This is a genomic window from Pseudomonas sp. MAFF 730105, assembly GCF_055380705.1.
Window position 1 is genome coordinate 3,849,005 of the sequence record NZ_AP018438.1, and the last position, 17,262, is coordinate 3,866,266.

At 62.3% G+C, this 17,262-nt stretch carries 15 protein-coding genes; 1 reads left to right on the top strand and 14 read right to left on the bottom strand.

The features are described 5' to 3' along the window. Window positions 1–180 precede the first annotated feature (180 nt). A complete protein-coding gene (locus PCOSP_RS16735) occupies window positions 181–1,188 on the bottom strand; it encodes an NAD-dependent epimerase/dehydratase family protein (RefSeq protein ID WP_139643387.1) in 1,008 nt (335 codons plus the stop codon). Window positions 1,189–1,298: 110 nt separating this feature from the next. On the opposite strand from PCOSP_RS16735, the gene PCOSP_RS16740 reads away from it, so the two are divergent. Further along, the gene (locus tag PCOSP_RS16740) at window positions 1,299–1,907 is read left to right on the top strand and encodes a TetR/AcrR family transcriptional regulator (protein WP_464709072.1); all 609 of its coding nucleotides are present in this window, start codon (window positions 1,299–1,301) and stop codon (window positions 1,905–1,907) included. 36 nt (window positions 1,908–1,943) lie between these two features. On the opposite strand, the gene PCOSP_RS16745 is transcribed toward PCOSP_RS16740, so the two are convergent. From PCOSP_RS16745 to PCOSP_RS16805, 13 genes are read right to left on the bottom strand one after another with little or no spacing between them, the layout of a single operon-like run. Beyond that, complete coding sequence (locus tag PCOSP_RS16745; protein WP_464709073.1) at window positions 1,944–3,179, bottom strand: hypothetical protein; 1,236 nt, start codon at window positions 3,177–3,179, stop codon at window positions 1,944–1,946. Further along, window positions 3,176–4,705, bottom strand: coding sequence for an acyl-CoA dehydrogenase family protein (locus PCOSP_RS16750; protein ID WP_464709075.1), 1,530 nt, complete (start codon window positions 4,703–4,705; stop codon window positions 3,176–3,178). The genes PCOSP_RS16745 and PCOSP_RS16750 overlap by 4 nt, the downstream gene beginning before the upstream one ends. Then, window positions 4,702–5,688, bottom strand: a complete 987-nt coding sequence (locus PCOSP_RS16755; protein WP_175386388.1) for an SDR family NAD(P)-dependent oxidoreductase — start codon at window positions 5,686–5,688, stop codon at window positions 4,702–4,704. The genes PCOSP_RS16750 and PCOSP_RS16755 overlap by 4 nt, the downstream gene beginning before the upstream one ends. Beyond that, entirely contained in the window at window positions 5,685–6,902 is a 1,218-nt protein-coding gene (locus tag PCOSP_RS16760; protein WP_139643398.1) for a beta-ketoacyl-[acyl-carrier-protein] synthase family protein, read from the bottom strand. The genes PCOSP_RS16755 and PCOSP_RS16760 overlap by 4 nt, the downstream gene beginning before the upstream one ends. Further along, a complete protein-coding gene (locus tag PCOSP_RS16765) occupies window positions 6,899–7,156 on the bottom strand; it encodes an acyl carrier protein (protein WP_055134400.1) in 258 nt (85 codons plus the stop codon). The genes PCOSP_RS16760 and PCOSP_RS16765 overlap by 4 nt, the downstream gene beginning before the upstream one ends. Window positions 7,157–7,172: 16 nt before the next feature. After that, window positions 7,173–7,952, bottom strand: coding sequence for an outer membrane lipoprotein-sorting protein (locus PCOSP_RS16770; protein ID WP_464709076.1), 780 nt, complete (start codon window positions 7,950–7,952; stop codon window positions 7,173–7,175). Next, window positions 7,949–10,309 (bottom strand): ABC transporter permease, encoded by a 2,361-nt coding sequence (locus PCOSP_RS16775; RefSeq protein ID WP_464709078.1) that lies wholly within the window; start codon window positions 10,307–10,309, stop codon window positions 7,949–7,951. Before PCOSP_RS16775 ends, PCOSP_RS16770 begins: the two co-directional genes overlap by 4 nt. Next, window positions 10,306–10,992, bottom strand: a complete 687-nt coding sequence (locus PCOSP_RS16780) for an ABC transporter ATP-binding protein (RefSeq protein ID WP_464709079.1) — start codon at window positions 10,990–10,992, stop codon at window positions 10,306–10,308. The genes PCOSP_RS16775 and PCOSP_RS16780 overlap by 4 nt, the downstream gene beginning before the upstream one ends. Window positions 10,993–11,010: 18 nt before the next feature. Next, window positions 11,011–12,141, bottom strand: a complete 1,131-nt coding sequence (locus PCOSP_RS16785; protein WP_139643410.1) for a hypothetical protein — start codon at window positions 12,139–12,141, stop codon at window positions 11,011–11,013. Continuing rightward, entirely contained in the window at window positions 12,138–12,590 is a 453-nt protein-coding gene (locus tag PCOSP_RS16790; protein ID WP_422775802.1) for an SRPBCC family protein, read from the bottom strand. The genes PCOSP_RS16785 and PCOSP_RS16790 overlap by 4 nt, the downstream gene beginning before the upstream one ends. A 14-nt stretch (window positions 12,591–12,604) precedes the next feature. Next, window positions 12,605–15,217 carry an aminotransferase class III-fold pyridoxal phosphate-dependent enzyme gene (locus PCOSP_RS16795; protein WP_464709080.1) on the bottom strand — a complete coding sequence of 871 codons (2,613 nt, stop codon included), beginning with the start codon at window positions 15,215–15,217 and terminating at the stop codon, window positions 12,605–12,607. Beyond that, on the bottom strand, window positions 15,214–16,242 hold the full coding sequence (locus PCOSP_RS16800; protein WP_464709081.1) for a fatty acid desaturase family protein: 1,029 nt from the start codon (window positions 16,240–16,242) through the stop codon (window positions 15,214–15,216). Before PCOSP_RS16800 ends, PCOSP_RS16795 begins: the two co-directional genes overlap by 4 nt. Continuing rightward, entirely contained in the window at window positions 16,239–17,261 is a 1,023-nt protein-coding gene (locus PCOSP_RS16805) for a hypothetical protein (RefSeq protein ID WP_464709083.1), read from the bottom strand. Before PCOSP_RS16805 ends, PCOSP_RS16800 begins: the two co-directional genes overlap by 4 nt. Window position 17,262: the final 1 nt, after the last annotated feature.

Here is a 17,262-nt window from a genome sequence, read left to right on the forward strand (position 1 = left end):
TCGCGAGCAGGCTCGCGAAAGCGCCGGGTCAGCCTGCATCCGTATTGGCTGGGCCACCGCCATCGCGGGCAAGCCCGGCTCCCACAGGTACAGCGTCGTGCACAGATGTTGCGTTCACGCAGTCCAATGTGGGAGCGAGCCTGCTCGCGAAAGCGGCGCATCCGTCGCTGAAAGACCGAATCATTCCACCGCCAGCTCGCGCAACACGCCCCCCTCCTGTTCCAGGCGTTGTTGATACGTCGCCGCGTTCAGCAGTTGATAGGGAAAGCAGAGGCCCGGCGCGGTAGGCGGCTGTCCGTCCAGGCCGAGCAGCCGTTCAAGGAGCAACGCGATACTGAGGCCGGTCAGCGGTGCCGTGCCCGCGGGGTGGACGAGTGCGTGGCGTGTGCGCAACGCTTCGCCCTTCTGGTCCTCGCCAGCCAGTTCGATAATGATCTCTGTCGACATGGGTTCACCCTGACGTCGGGTCGAGCTCTGTCCGATGGCCATGTTGAACTGGACATTGGGCGCACCCGTGGCCGCTGCCAACCCGACGACGTCGATCGAAGAAAACCCGCTGGCTTCGATGTCCCTGCCATCCACCGCGCGGAAGCTGGCCTTGGCTTCTTCGCCTTCGCGCCAGACATACACGCCCTCACGCCGTGTCAGGGCAGCGGGAAGCATCCTGTTCAGGTGTTCGAAGTCGGTCGCGACCGTCGGGCCCCCAGTGTCCTGTTCATCGACCAATGCACTGATCCTGATGTCGTGCACACGGCTAAAGGCCTCGGCCACCCTCAGCGTCGATACCGTCGTGGCGCCGACCATCCATTCATACCCGAGGACGATCGGCGCGGCATCGGGCCGGTGCATGTACGTCGCGATTTCCGGTGCGATCTCGAAAATGCCGGAGGATATGCTGAGGTGCGGCACGCCACGCTTTTGGGCGTAACGCAGTCCCGCAAGGGCGCGGTCCATGTAGAAAACCACCACGCCGCTGACAGCGCGATCACCGAGCCCCAGGTCGTCTGCCGAAGCATCGATCAGCACGCCCTGGGCGTTGCCGAACTGTTCCGCGGCCCGTTGGGCCTTAGTGAGATCGCGGCCACCGATCAACAGCGGCACGCCGGGATGGGCGGCGCGCAGTGCCTGGGCAGTATGATGGCCGATGGCGCCAGAACCGCCCATGAACAGGATAGGATCAAGAGTCATGGTATGTTCTCCTTGCGTTGGGAACGAAACCTACCATTAGTAGGAAGAGTCATCCCGAACATACACCTCGATACCTACCATTGGTAGGTTTATTTATCTGGAGCGACGAAGTGCAAACCGACATCGAATCCCCGGGCGCCTCTTCTACCCGCAGGCTTTCAAAAGCCGAGCGGCGGCGACAGTTGCTGGATACCGCCTTGCTGGTCGTGCGCGAAGAAGGCGCCGACCGCTTGACCCTGGGGCATCTTGCGGTGCGCGCAGGTGTGTCCAAGCCGGTGGTCTACGATCATTTCGGCACTCGCTCGGTCCTGCTGATCGAACTCTATAAATGGATCGATACCGAGCGGGTCAACGCGTTCCGTGACGCGATGGCAGGTACCGAGCGGCCCCTGGAAGAAACCGCGCAGATGCTCGCCAGTGCCTATATCCAATGCGCGGCCGACAACACCGACGAGTTCTTCGCGGTGGGTGCGGCGCTGGCGGGAAGCAACGAAAAAGCCGCGGTCTTCCAGGAATTGCTGGATAACTGCGTGCAAATGTTCACCGGTGTGCTCAAGCCCCACACCGCGCTGCCCGCGACCGAACTGGAACGGCGTTGTACCGGCCTGGTCGGTGCGGGAGAAGCGCTTGCGGGAGCCTTGATGCGCGGTCGGCATGACAAGGACGAAGTGACCCAAGCGTTCGCGGCGCTTATCCGCGGCGTTTTACGGGAGACGTGAGGCCCGGACACCGGCGCGGACATGACGGGATGCAGCTCAGAACGAATAACGCACAGCATTCACCCACCGGCTTTGCTCGTCGAAATATCCGAAGCTCTGCCGACTACCATCGAATAGGTCCAAGCCGGTGCGCAACTGCCAATGGGCATCGAGGTCGTAACGCACTTCCAGGGCAGCGTATTGTGCGGAATTGCGCAGGTCCTGGGCCAAATAGCCCGTCAGGTAAAGCCGGCCCTGCCACATCTCCCGCCGGATCGCCAGGCTGACTATTTCAGAGCGGTCCTGATCGACGGCGTCCTTCACCTCGTCCTTCCAGAGGTTGTAGTACTGCATGCCGAAGAACCAATCGCCGCTCAGGTAATCGACCCCCAACAGCAGTTGTTGCTGGCGGTTTTTTTCAAGTTCCAGCACACCCGTCGGCGCCCTCGAGTAGCGATACGCGTCGGGAACCAACGCCGCCTCTCCCTTGAACACCACGGGGCCGATCGGCATGGCGAACGAACCACCGAACAGGGTACGGCGTTTCAGGGACTCACGATAACTCAGGCCGGCCTGGGACAAGCGGGCGGTGTAGCTCTCCTCCGTTTGCCATCCATGCCAGGCATTCAATGAATAGTCGATGCCCTGAAGGTTACCGCTCCATTTCAGGGCCGGTGTCCAGTCAGCGGGCTTACGCCAGTCCGGGTCGTCCGCCTCTGTCCGGGGAATGCCCGCCAAGGCATTCTCGACAGTCGGTTCGGCGAAACGGGAACCGGCATCGGGCAGCAGGTCCTTGCGCGTCTGCGGAATCACCAGCAGTTGTAGCGATTGATCCTCGAACACCGAACACTCGCTGTTGAGCATCGCCAGTGGCCGACGCTGTTGGACATAGTCGCCAAAATAACCTTCGCGTCGGTCGAACGCATGAATCACATCCAGGACCCTCAGGCGATCGGCACTGCCCCAGACCACTTGTTGTACACCCAACGTATTGGTGCAACGGTCGCCCTGATACTCGGCGAACAACTCACGAGGTTCCACTTCGTGATAGTCGCCGTCGAGTTGGTTTTCCTGCAACGCCCGGACTTGCACCTTGTACCGCCAGCCCGAATCATCCTGCCAACTGCCACCCAGCAGAGCTGAATACTCGTTGAGGCCCCACTCGCCCTCGCGCGTCAGTGCTTGCCGGGTTTCCAGGCGGCCACTGATATCCAAGGCCTCCAGCGAGGCGCCCTGGCAAGCGCTGCTGAGCAAACTCATCGCCAACCCGGCCTTCAATGCGGTGCGCTTCATAGGCCTTCCCGTGACATGAGCAGAGGATCGATGGTGCTGTCTTCACCAGGCTGGGGCTCATCGCACAGGCCTGCGTTGGCATTGATCCACTCGGCCAGTCCGGGCATTGCCCGCACCGGTGAGCGGGCCCGCTCCCAGGTGTGCAGCGCCTGTTCCAGGCGGAACTCGACCCATCGCCTGGATGACTCATCCAACGGCTGGGCGTAGAGCATCAGCCAAGCCACGCATTCCCCCAGGCGGAGCGTGCCAGCCGATAAGCGTTCCATCGGGCCCGCGTCGGCCAGCCATTGGCGAAGTCGCTGGGCGGCGATCTTTCCGGGCGTTGTCTGCTCCAGGTAGTCAAGCGTCGTGACGGGCTGCTCCTGTACCCGTTGGCCGATAAAGGTCGCCAGTGTTTCCGACGGTCCTTCGAACAGGCGGGTAATGCGCGCATCGCGCCATAGCTGGCCAATGGGATTATTGTCGCAGTACCCCCGAGCACCGAGCATCTGCAAGGCGGCGTCACTGACTTCACCGAGCATCTCGCTGGCCACCCATTTGACCGCGGCCAGTACCTGCGGCGGCGCCTCGGGCAGGCCCTGATCCAGGCGAAGCGCGAGATCGTCGACCCAACCGCCAATGGCGGTCGCGGCACACAGCGCATCGTCCACGACCCGTTGCGTGTGCTGGTGGTCCCAAAGCCGGTGACTGCCCAAACTGCGCCGGGTGCTGTAACGCATCATCAGTTGCAGACACCGCCATAGCCCGCCGACACAAGTGGCCGCGATGCCCAGGCGCCCATAGGCCATGGTGTCGCTGGCCACGGCCATGCCGGCGAACGGACTGCCCAGCACCCGGTCCGCGTCCACCAGCGCGGCGTCGAAATGCACTTGATTCTGCACCATACCTTTAAGCCCCAGGGTCAGCGCCTCGCTGCCCTGACGCATGCCTGGTTGCTCGGCATCCAGACACAAGCCGACGAAACCGCAGTCGCGCCCCTGTTCATCGAGATGCCGGGTGAATACCGAGATCACCCCAGCCCAGGCGGCTGAGCCCGACCAGGACTTGGTCCCGTCCACCCTGAAACCCTCCCTCTCCCGCCGGGCCGTCGCCGACAGGCCGAGAGGATTGGAGCCCGCGCCGTGTTCGGTCAACGCAAACGCGGCGAGTATTCGTCCGCTGGCCAATTGCGGCAAATAGCGCTCTTTCATGGCCGGCGAGCCAAAACGCTGGATCGGTCGAATGCCCAGCCCGTTGTTGAGCCCCACGAAAAAGGCCAGCGTCAGATCAATCGCTCCCAACTGACGCTGAACCCGCAGCAGTTCGAAATTCGATAACCCCAACAGGCCACCGTCGCGTTCGGCCACCTGCATGCCCAGCAAGCCTTTGTTGCCCAACGCCAATACCCAATGCGGCGGCAGGCAACGACGCTCGTCCACCAAGCGGAAATCCAGGCGCTTGGCCCAGTTCCGCAGCCAGGCATTCAACTGCACCACCGCCGGTGTATCGGCCAGGACACCCACCTCGGGCATCATCCTTTCGTTCAACGCTCACGCTCCTGTAGACGGGTCAACCAATGGGCCGTCTCGTGCACCAGATCTTCCAGCGACTGGCTGGGAACAAAACCCAATTGCTGTCGGGCCTTGTCGGTTCGGTAATGGACCTGTCGGCCCAACAAGGCCACCACGTCAGCCGATAGCCGCAGCGGGACCCGGCCAATCAGCAGATCCAACGGGCGCAGCAAGGCGACGATCCAAGCCAGTGACCGGGGGCGCCAGCGTGGCGCCCTGACGCTCAGCGCATCCGCCATGCAGCTGAAGAGCTCGCGGTAACTGGTGTTGTGGGCGCTGAGGATGTAGCGCTCGCCACGCTGCCCGCGGTCCATGACGGCCTGCAGCCCCTCGACCAGGTCCCGCGCACCGATAACGGCGATGCCGCCGGGCGGAATGAACGGCAGACGCCGGTACTGGAGATCGAGCATGACCTTGCCCCAGCCGTGCAGCACATCGCAGTGGGAGGCAATGACCGCCGACGGGCAGGCAATCACGATGTCCATGCCTTCGGCGCAGAAACGGCGTACCTGTTCCTCGGCCTCACGCTTGCTGTGCATATAGGCCAGGCGAAACGCGTCGCCGTTATAGGCCATGGTTTCATCCGCTTGCCGGGCCGGGTAGCCCACGGCGGCAATGGACGACACATGCAGGATGCGGCCGACACCGGCAGTGCGGGCGGCCTGCAATAAATTGACCGTTCCCTGCACATTCACCGCGAACATCCGTTGGCGCTCGCTCTCATAGGGCAAGGCCAGGCCGGCGGCGTGATAGATCCTGGTCACGCCACGGAGTGCCGGGGCAAGGCTGGCCGGAACTAGCAGATCGCCCTCACGCCAGTCCAGGCGTTCACGCAGGCCCGCCAGCGCCGGAGCCGGGTCCTCTGGCAGCACCAGCACTGCCACGGCTTCCCCCTGCGCCAGCAACCTGCGCACGATATGACTGCCCAGGCACCCACTGGCTCCCGTGACCAGAATCATCGACGCGACCCCGTGGCCAGCGCCAAGGAAACGTTGAGCCCCCCAAACGCAAAGGAGTTTTTCAGCCAGGCCTGGACGTTCGCCTGACGCGTGCCCTCGGTCACATAGTCCAGGTCGCATTCCGCATCCCGCCCCAGGTAGTTGAGGGTGCCGGGAATCTGCCCATGCATCGAGCCCATCAGGCCGCCAATCAACTCCACCACACCCGCTGCCCCCATCAGGTGACCGATGGCCGACTTCACCGAGGAGACGCACAGCTGCGATGCATGGCTGCCAAAAACCTGCTTGATCGCCGCGGTCTCGCAACGGTCGTTGAGCAACGTGCCGGTTCCATGGGCGTTGATATAGCCGAACGTCTCGGCGGGCAGCCGGCTGTCCGCGATGGCCTGGCGCATCGCCTGGGCCGGGCCGTCCACAGAAGGCTTGAGCAAGTCGCCGGCGTCGCTGTTGACGCCGTAGCCCAGCACCTGGGCCAGGATCGGCGCCCCCCGCGCTTGGGCGTGGGCCAGGGTTTCCATGACCAGGACACCGCCGCCCTCCCCCAGCACCATGCCCCGGCGACCGGAAGAAAACGGTCGGCAGGTATCCGGGGCCATCGCGCGCAAGGCCTCCCAGGCTTTCCACACCAGCGCGTTGAGACAGGCATCCGTGCCCCCCGCCATGACCAGGTCGGCATCACCGTGACGTAGGAGGCGATAAGCCTCGCCAATCGCCTGGGTCGAAGACGCGCATGCCGTGCTGATCGTCAGGGCGGGCCCTTTGAAGCCGTACTTGAGGCTCAAGTGGCTGGCGGCGGCGTTCGCCATGACCCGTGGCACGGTCCAGGGCGCCAGGGTGGAACTGCGGGCCTGATACAGATCCAGGTAAGCGCTGTGCAGCGACTCGCTGCCACCCACCGCCGTGCCCATGTAAACCGCACAGCGCGTCGGATCAACCTGTGCCAGGTCGATCGCGGCCATGTCCGCGGCCTCGGCGGCGGCCAGCAAGGCGAACTGGCTGGCACGGTCCAACAGCAGCAACTCGTTGGCACTGAACCGCCCGACCAGGGCGTCTTCGGGCGCCGCGCCGGCGTTGCAGGCCGCACCGACCGCCTCGCTCAGACTGGGCACCGGGCCAATGGCACCACGTCCCTGGGCCAGACCGTCCCATAAAGCCTGGCGGCCGACGCCGAAAGGCGAAACACAGCCGACACCGGTGATGACAACGGCGTTCACGAAACGGCTCGCTGGGTGGACAACTGTTCGGCCAATATTTCCACCAGGCGATGCACTGAACTGATGTCGGTATGGCTGTAGGCAGAGAGATTGACGCCAAAGCGCTTTTCAATCGCGTAAGTCAGCTTCAACACGTCCAGCGAGTCGAGCCCCAGCTCTTCCACGCTCAGTTGGACGTCCATCTCCGTGATATCCAGTTCCAGGGTGCTGGCCAGTAGATCCAATACCAGTGCTTGCAGCGATTGCGTCGACATAAATGACTACCCGGGATCAGTGTTCAGTGCGCAATGCACGTTGGGTGAACTCAGCGTCAGCGACGCCGAGATTGATGCTGACCTTCTCGACGATCAGGCGTGTGCTCTTGTTCGCAGCCAGGTTGTGCATGGTCTGCACCGTCGGCCTGCTGAAGCCATCGACGAATTGCAGGCCCTCGGTCTTGAGCTGTTTGACCAGCACGCCCTGGCGATCGAAATAGTCCACCTGCACCGGGTAGCGACTGGCCTCTTCGAGGTAGTAGACCTTGCGCGAATAACCGGACACGTCCGCCTCTTCGCTTTTTGCCTTCGCCTCGATACGCCGACAGGCCGGCCAACTCAGGCAAGGCTCGGGAGACGCCAGGCTGGTGAACTGATAGCTGTCCAGCTTGTAGTCTTCGAAATCCTCGTAGGTGAAGTCCGTGCCCATGAACCAATTCTGCTTTTGCGAGCCCGCCAGGCGCCGCAGGCTTTTGGTCGACGGGGTGTAGGACCAGATATCGTTGATGGCCTTGCCACTGTCTTCGATCAGCAGCGCAACGTTCTTCACGGCTGCCGGAGCGGTAAAGCGCACCAAGGTCCCCGTGCGATCGCTCATTCGCTTGTCCAGGCGGCTGAGCTGGCGGGTGAACGTCAAGCGCTCGCCTTCCAGCAACTCCATGCGGTAATCGACCCTTTCGTCCGCCGCTTTCATGCGGCGATCGGAATCGCGCATGACTGAAAGCGCGTCGTCGGCATGGGCTGACCCGATGCACATCATCAACAGGGAAAAAGTAACAGGCAGCTTGTGGTTCATCCGAAGTTCCTGAGCTTGAGAGTGTCAACCGCCGGGATGCGGAATACGTGGCGAATGGCAGGCATCGCCGCAAAGGGAATGATCACCAACGCCGGCAGGATGACTCGCCAGAAATCGCTGAAGGCAGGGTCGGTGTTGATCTTGAACCAGACATCGGTCAAGCGATGGTTGAGGACGGCGCCAAGGCCATACCCCAGGGGGATGGCGACAATGCCAGCGACCACGGCGATGCTCAGGGTTTCACAGAGCATGATCAGCGACACGCTGCGGTCGCTGAAACCGAGGATCCGCAGTACACCGTACTCACCGCGCCGCCCCACGATGCTGAAGTTCATGCTGGTGATGGCAAACAACAGGGCGATGGCGATGCTCATCAACGCCGAGATATGGATGATCACCCAGATGTGCGAGCTGATTTCGAGAATGGAAGCGACAATGTTCTGCTTGGACGTTACCCGTACCACGCCCGGTAAGGCATAGATCGCGGCGTCGTCCAGGCCGCTGCTTCCCGCATCGATCAGGTAGGCGCCGGTGAATTGCTCATCGAGGGCCAACATGCGCTGGGCGAAACGTCGGGTGGTAATGATTTCGCCCGGCAGCGCCCCGGAAAACACCCCGACAACCTTGGCCGGATAGAGATTGCCGCGCACCTTGAGGGTCAGCCGGTCTCCCGGACCCACATCCTGTGCGATAGCGATACGGCGCTCGATCACCAAAGCTTCAAGGTCGCCGTCCAACAGCATCCGGCCTTCCATGAGGTTCACATGACGCACGCCGTCCGCCGGTTCGATACCCAGCAGACTGGCGTTGTCCAACTGCCCCTGGCCGCTGACCTGGGCACCGCCCTTGACGAAGGTCGACCAGCGACTGCCTGGCGCCAGGCCATTGAGACGGGCGATGTCCTCGTCCCACCAGGCCACGTCCAGGTCCACCACGCGGCTCCAGTTGTCACGCTCGACGTTGCTGATGGCGGTGCGTTCCATCGACGTCAGGGAAATGTAGAACGCGATGGTGATCGCGATACTCGCTGACATGGCCAGGACCGTCACCAGACTGATGCGCCAACTGCGCAGCAAGTTGCGTAACGAATAGCGGAACCAGAAAGGTCCGCCAATGTGTCGCAGGCAAGCCACCATGCGCAGCGCCAGGGTTTGCTCCTGACCGGCGCCGACATCACGCAGGGCGTCCATGGGTGTGATGCTGAGGATGGAACGCATGGGCAGGTACATGCCCAGTGCAACGGTGCCGCACAGCAACAGGCCGGCTCGCCACAGATAAGGTGGCTTGAACATCAGTTGTGGCTCGGGCATGCCGATGGCTCGCGCGTAGTTCAAGCCGAACGCATACATGTCGAACAGCGCAAAGCCACAGCCCAGGACCAACGCCAGTGCGATCAACATCAGTGCCGGCAAGCCGTAGGCACAGGCTACCTGTCGACGGCTATAGCCCAGTGTCAGGAACATGGCGATCAGCGGCCGCTCTTCCTTGGCCCACTGATACATGAGGAAGAACACCACCAGGGTCGACGACAGCGCAAAAATCAGCACCACTGTAGGCAGGAAAACCTTGAAGGTGTTGAGGTCCAGTTCAAGGAACTTCTGGCTGAACTGCTCCTGGCGTGGCAACACATAATCCACCGCCAGGCGTGACTGCGCGCGCTCGGTGATGCGCTGCTTGACCTGCGTGAGCGACGCGTCCGGCGACAGGCTGAACAACAGGCTGTTGATCGCCGAAAAACCCAACTGCTGGTGCATCAGCGCCTGGTCGGCGAACAACACGCACAGCGAACCGTTGCTGGGTACATAGACGCTGGGGTTGAGGGGCGCAACCAGGTATTCGGGACTTTCGACAATCCCGACCACCTCCACCGGGTACTCGGCCCGCCCCGCGGTGAAGTTGAAGCGATCCCCCACGCCCTTGCCATGGAACTGCGCGCAGTTTCGCTCCAGAGCGATCCCGGTGGTCTCCATGGCATCGGGCAGGCGTCCCTGCAAAACCTTCAAGCGGTTGACCGCCAGGAAGTCCTGCGCGGGTGCACTGACCATCAATCCAGCGACCGGCTGCTCACCGCCAAGGGGCGCCAGCCCGGGCATCAATAACCGATGATGAATGGCGGTCACGCCGTCGATGTCATCGAACGCCGGCAGGTTGATCAGGTCATCGGGGGCAAAGATCACCTCCAACTCCGCCATGGCGGCATTGGACTGGATGTCCTCGACGGTGCTGAACAAACTGTCGATGGCCGAGTAGGCGCCCACCAGCACGCCAAAGGTCGAGGCACAGATCAGCGCAATGGTCAGCAACCGATAGCGAATCACCAGAACCGAGCGAAGCACATGCCGTACCAGCATGTTCATGAGTCGGCCCTGTGCAGATTGCCCGAGCGCATCTCGTAGACATGATCGGCATGTTGCCCCAGTCCGGGGTTGTGCGTGACGATCACCACGGTGATCTGTTTCTCTGCCTGCATCTGGCGCAACAGTTCGAACACCCGCATCCCGGTCTCTTCATCCAGGCTGCCAGTGGGCTCGTCCGCAAGAATCAATTGCGGTTCCTTGATCAGCGCCCTCGCGATTGCCACCCGCTGCTGCTGGCCGCCCGACAGCTTGGAGGGGAATTTTTCGGCGTGCTCATGCAGCCCGACTTTACGCAGGTACTCCTCGGCACGCGCATGGTCCCGTGGCGTGACCGAACGGATCGGCTCAAGCCCGGTCAACACGTTTTCCTTGACCGTCAACGTCGGGATCAGGTTGTGAAACTGGAAGATGAAGCCCACGCGCTCGGCCCGGAACCGGGTCAAGGCTTTGAAGTCCATGCTGTCCAGGCTCGCGTCTCCCACGCGCACCTGGCCCTCATCGGCCCGATCCAAGCCGCCGAGTATATTGAGAAGCGTGGTTTTGCCCGATCCGGATATACCCCGGATCACTGTCATGCTGGCGCGGGAAATGTCCAGGTTGATGCTGTTGAGCACCAGGCTGCGCTCATCGCCGCTGGGGTAGAATTTCTTCAGCCCACTCAAGGAAATCAAAGGGATATCCATTTCGTCTACAACTCCAGTTCAGAGCGCTGCTTCAGCCAGATCGAGTCCGAAAACACCATAGCGCTTGGTCCGGCGCATCCCGACATTGCGCGCCAGCACGTAGCTGGATGGGTTGCGGTCGTCGATCCACATGGTGTCCACCCGATCGAAACGCGGTTCGGCATAACGGACGATTTCATCACCGATCAACCGCCCGAGACCGCGCCCCTGTACCGACGGATCGGCGCCGATCAAGGCAATGACCGCCCCATTGACGCTGCGTTTGTAGCGCCCCAACTTGAAGAGGTCGAACAAACCGAAGTGGCCCTTGAGCTGGCTCAGTATCTGGTTCAGATCCGGCAAAATCACAAAGAACGCCACCGCTCGGCCGTCGAGCTCGATCAGCTTGATCCCCTCCAGGTCGATGAAGGCTTTCACGCTGTCGATATGAAACTTGAAGCTGGGCTGGGAGATCGGCGCGACTTCGTAGTTTTCGGCAAAGGCGCTGTTGAACAGGCAGCGAATCTCTTCCAGATTGGACTTGAGGTCGGCACGCGTCGCCGTGCGCACACTGAACTGGCTGCCGGGCAGCACTTTTTCGCTGCGGCTGGCCTTGCGTCGCGCACGATACTGCTCGGCATCGACACCGTAGGTGCTGAAAGTGAACGCCAGGTCGAACCCTACCTGCTTGAGGGTCTCGGCATACCAGAGCGGGTTATAGGTTTGCAGCAGCGTCGGGGGACGCCCGTCCAGGTCTTCCAGCAGCAGCGCGGCGTCCTGGGTCGAGGTGTAGCTGTAAGGCCCCAGTAGCCTGGACTTGCCGCGAGCCCGGGCCCAATTGGCAACCGCTTCGAACAAGGCTCGCGCAACGGCAGGGTCAGGGGTCACCTCAAAAAAGCCGAAGAACACATGCTCGTCGCCGAAACGCTGGTTGTACTCGGCATGGATGCTCACGCTTATCCGGCCTTGCGCCTGGCCCTGTCCGTCCACCGCCAGGAAATGCTCGATCTGCGCTTCGCGAAAGAACGGGTTGTGGCGTGGCGACAGGATGCGCTTCATGTCGCTGCGCAGGGGCGCCACCCACTTCGGATCGTCGGCGTACAAGCGGAAAGGCAGTTCGATGAACTGCTTCAGGCGCTTGGCTGTGTTCACTACTTCAATCGAGATCATGAGGCGTCCAGTAGTTGTTGCATATTGCGATGACGGGCTTCGAAGATGCGGTCCATGTAGGCATCCACAAACAACCGCTCCAGTAATGCTCCCCCTATCGCCTTGTAGGTGACCCGATCGGTATAGAGCGTGCCGCCGGCCGCCGCTGCGACACGATGCTCGTGCCGGAAGGCACTCAACGGCCCCTTGATCATCTCGTCGATGAAGTATTCATTTTCCTTGACCTCGCGAATGCCCACGGTCCAGTTGGCCGGGATGAACCCGAACATCCAGTGCCGGAAACGGAACTGGCGCCCCTGGGCGATCCGTAGATCGGCGATGTCGATGTTGCCCAGCGGGGTGACGCGCTCAGGGAAAATCTTCGGGAAATTGACCCCCTCCATGCAGAAATCGAAGACCTCCGCACAACTACGCCCCTTGATCAGCGTGGTTTTTTCCAATACCGGCATTCGGGCTTCCTCGGTCAGATAGGTTCGGCGGTGGCAAGATTGAAACGCTCGGCGTATCGCTGCCAGGCGACAGGGTCGAGGGCTTTGTCAAAACTGCGGAAGCCGGCAAGCTTGAACCCATGGCGGCTGGACAACGCCTGGACCAGTTCCAGGTCATCGTTGCTCAGGTCCAGGCCGAGGCTGGTATGCCGGGAGAGCCCCTCCAGGGCGAGCATCATGGTTTCGGCCATGCAGGCGTAAGCCAGGTCGTCGGGGATGCCGTAGCGCGAGCCGAGTCGGGCGTCGCCGGGCATTTCGACGATGCCCCCATCGAGCACCAGCACGTCCGGGCGGCGAATGGCGATGTCCTGGCTGACATTGGCCGGCCTGGAGATGTCGCACAGGATGGCATCGGCGGCGATATCGTCCGCGCTGATGAACCGTTCGGCACTGTTGGTCGCGATCAACACCAGATCGGCGTCGGCCAGCGACTGTTGGACATCGTTGCTCCAGCGCAACGCCGTGTGGCGACCGTTTTCCGCCAGGAGCAGCGAGCCGAGGCTGGCACTGTCCTGCTCGTCCAGGCGCTGCGCGATATGCGCCAGCACGCTACCCGGTGCCGCCGTCGCCTGCGCGCTGTAGGCCACGAGCTGGTTGATCACTGAAGCGAAGCGTGGGGTGTTGAAGCGTGCGCTCTTGGGGTTGCCCACCAGGGTGACCTGGCCGGCCTGCGCCACGATCAATCGTGCGATGGCCGAACCGATGCTGCCCGTCGCACCGACGACGGCGACGCGCATGTCCTGCATCCGTCGCCCGGTCATGCGCACCGCGCGACAGGCGGCTTCTACCGCCGTCAGCAGGGTGTAGCTGTTGCCGGTGGTCAGGGCCACGCCTTTATCCAGCAGGCGCATCCCTCCTCCCGTCACAATCGAAGTGTGCCCGCCCAATCCCACCAGGGTGGCGCCGCGCTGCCGCGCCATGTCGATGGCCTGGCCAATCACCGCACACGACTCCTCCACGGGCATCTCGGCAAGCTGGGCCGCCGAACGCGGCACCATGATGAAGTCGCCCGTGACCGTGCGGCCCGTGGCGGGCGATGTCAGCGTTACCGTGGAGACGAAGAATGGATCGAGCAGCGGGTTCAAGCGCTGTTCCAGCAGCTGCAACGACGACTGCGAGTAGTGGCTGAGGCTTTCATCGAACTCGGCATAGTTCGACAGCTCCAGCGGATGGAGGACGAACGCGAAGTGGTTCTCCGCCACCGGCTCGCTGAAATCCACCCCGTGCCTGGCTTGCCCGGCTGGACCCGCGGGGCTGGGTTCTGCGTCCAGCAGGTGCGCCAGCAGCGTGCCTGTGCGCCCGTCCTCGACCCATTGCAGGGTCCGGGCCAGGGCCTGGATGAACCGCTCACATTCGGCACGGCCGGCGATCAATGGCGGTTCGACACGCATCACGTTGGCGCCATTGAGTGTCGGCGCCACGCGTATGCCTTCGACGTTGAGCAGGTAACTGGCCAGGATCGGCACCAGGCTCTCCTGCTCGCCCATGATGCCAGTGAAACCACCGTGGAATTGCGGATAGTGGCTGCGATCAAGCTGGAACTCGATGCCAATCAGATAACCTGTGCCACGCACTTCCTTGATGAACGAGGGGTGTCGTGCGGCCAGGGCCTTGAGCTGTTCGAGCAGGTACTGTCCGTTCTCACGCACGTTGTCCAACAGGCCCTGGCGCTCGTGCAGCAGATCCAGCACTTTCAGGCCGATGCGACAGGCCAGCGTGTTGCCGCCGAAAGTGGACGAATGCTTGTTCTGGAAGTCCGCGCTGTAGGCGTTCTCGCTCAATAGACACGCACCGATGGGCATGACGCCGCCACCCAGGGCCTTGGCGAGCAGCAAGCAATCGGCTTGCACACCGGTACTGGCGAACAGGCTTCCGGTACGCCCCAGTCCGGTCTGCACCTCATCGATAATCAGCAATGTGCCGCTGCGGTCACAGGCTGCCCGGACTTGCCGCAGGTAATCGGCCGGCGGCAGATTGATGCCGCCCTCCCCCTGGACCGGCTCGACAATGACCGCCGCATAGGCGCCCGGATATTGCTGCAACTGGGTCTCAAGGGCGTGGATATCGCCGTAGTCGACAAAGTCGAAACCCGGCAATGGGGCCTGGAATCCCGCCTGGTATTTGTCCGAGCCGGTGGCAGAGAGCGCCCCCAGGGTCTTGCCGTGGAAACTGTGATACGTCGACAGAATACGTTTGCGTCCGGTCTTGATCAGACACGCCTTGAGAGCAGCCTCGACTGTCTCCGCGCCACTGTTCTGGAAGGTCACGCTGCGGTACTGACCCGGTGCGATGGCAAGCAGCCGTTGCGCCAGCAGCCCGCTTGCTGCGAGGCTCGACGGCTGGACGAAGATCGGTTCCCGGGTCTGCTGGAAACTGGCCAGCTCCGCCAGCAACTCGTCCGGGCTGTGACCGAACGGCAACGCACCGTAAGCGCCGAGAAAGTCCAGGTAGTCACGGCCTTCTTCGTCGTACAGATAGCAGCCTTCGCCTCGGACGAAGGTCTTATCGAGCCCGACCCGGCGAATCAGTTCACCAATCTCGGGGTTCACGTATTGCTCAAACGGACTGATTTGCTGCCAGCGACTCATGACGGATTCTCGGTGGAATAAGGCGTGGAAACGGAGGATGAATGGCCGCAGGTCTGCCGATAGAGATCTGCCGCCATGCCTTGGGCCGCCACGATGCGTTCATGGGCAGGCCGCATGGCGTGATAGGGCAACGCCGGAAACAAATGATGAAGCGCGTGATAACGCTGGCTCAGGGGCTCGAACAACTCCAGCCATCGCCCCTGGACGGCATGGGTCGAGGAATCGCTCAGTTGCCACTGCAAGGACACCGGCTGACCGCTGGAGGCATAGCGATGGGCCAGGCAGGTGCGGAACATGTTGATCCCCAGCACCCCATAGATGACAGCCAGGAACAGGCCGATACGGGACCAGGGCAACCATTCGGTCCCCGCCATCAGGACCAGCCCCCAGGCATACAGGCTGGTCAGCCCCTCGAGCAGACGGTTGTATCCTGGTGAAGCACCGAACCGTGCGGCGCTGTTTCGATAGGCCGCATGCAGGGTGACGGCGCTGTAGCGCTCGATCACCACCCGGCGTAGCGACGGAATGCACCATGACATCGGCCCGACCAGGGCAAATCGCACCAACAGCAACAGCGGCGTCAGGAGCGTGCCCACCAGCAGGGTGAACAGGCTGCGGCCAAACTGTCGTTGAAACGGCAGGTACTCCGGATCCTGTCGGGTGCCGTATCGCGTCAGCGTGTGGTGGTCCATGTGGCTCAGGTACAGAAACGACGGCAACAGCAGTGGAATCCCACAGGCCAGGTTCCACATCAGGTTGAATCCCGGTACTGCTCGCCGAGGCATATGGACCAGTTCGTGGATGAACATGGCCGACCGATACAAGGTGAACACCGCCACCGAATAGAGCGCCAGCCACGTCGGAAAGCGGCTGACTTCCAGCAATGACAAGGCGGTCCAGAACAGCGCGATGCTCACCCCGAAATCCAGGCGGTAACGCCACCCGTGATGGCGCCGCAAGTCCTCGATCAATGGGCGCAACGCCGCGATAAACGCTCGCCCCTCCCGCTCGGGGACAGTCTTCATCGACGTTTCCAAATGACACCGTCCAGGTAGAAGTGATGAAGAACGACGATCAGGGGCACCAATCCAACCGAGGGCAGTTCCAGGCTCAGGACCAGCAGACTGGCCAGACCCAGGGTACTCAGCCAGACCCAGGGCCTGGCGCCCATGCGCCTTACCCAGCCATGGGCCACCCCCACCGCACCGGAGGGTGTTGGCTGCGCCTGGGTTCTGCGCAGGCCCGCCAGGACCGTCGAGGTGCAGACCAGGTGGTATTGCAAGGCATGGATGCTGGTGCCGATCAGAATCAGCGCATACAGGTCATCCACCAGCAGGTACGCGGTGTTGTACAGCCCCAACGACACCGCCAGCATCACCAGCACAAAACGGGGCATGCCTTCCCCCTGTTGCCGATGGGCCCACTCGGCCACGATGAACTTCACGGTCATGACCGCAAATATCCCGTAGGCGAGCCAGGCCCAGTACGGATCGAGCGCCGGTGTCGGGATGGAAATATTGGCGAACGGCAGCGCCTGCCCGAACAGCTGGTAGTCGCCGAAGTGGAATCCGCCATGGGTGATGCGGTACATCAAAGGAGCTGCGAAGCCCGCCAGCACCATGTCGCGAACCGGCTGGGTCGAATGCCGGTACCCGGCCTTCTTCGCATAGAGCGCGGCCACACCGAAGTGTTGCTTGCACACATGGTAGGGCTGCCAGTACACCCAGATTGCGACCAGCCAGGGCAAGGCATTCATCGCATACAACCCGACGCAAACCACCGAGATCAGGAGCAGGCTCGCCCAGAAGCGCACCTTGTGGCGCTGGTATTCAAGCGGTTCGGCGAACAACCGGACGTGGGTGTGCAACACATGGGGAATGTCCAGGAACAGTGCGAACAGCAACGCACCGATCAGGAACGCCGGGCCCTGCATGATAGCCAGCAGCAGCGCCACCGAAATAAGCGGACCGCCAATCAGGATCGCCAGCGTGTCGGCTCGCGCACTGACGAACCACGCTGCCTTGTCAGAGATGGTATTGGACATG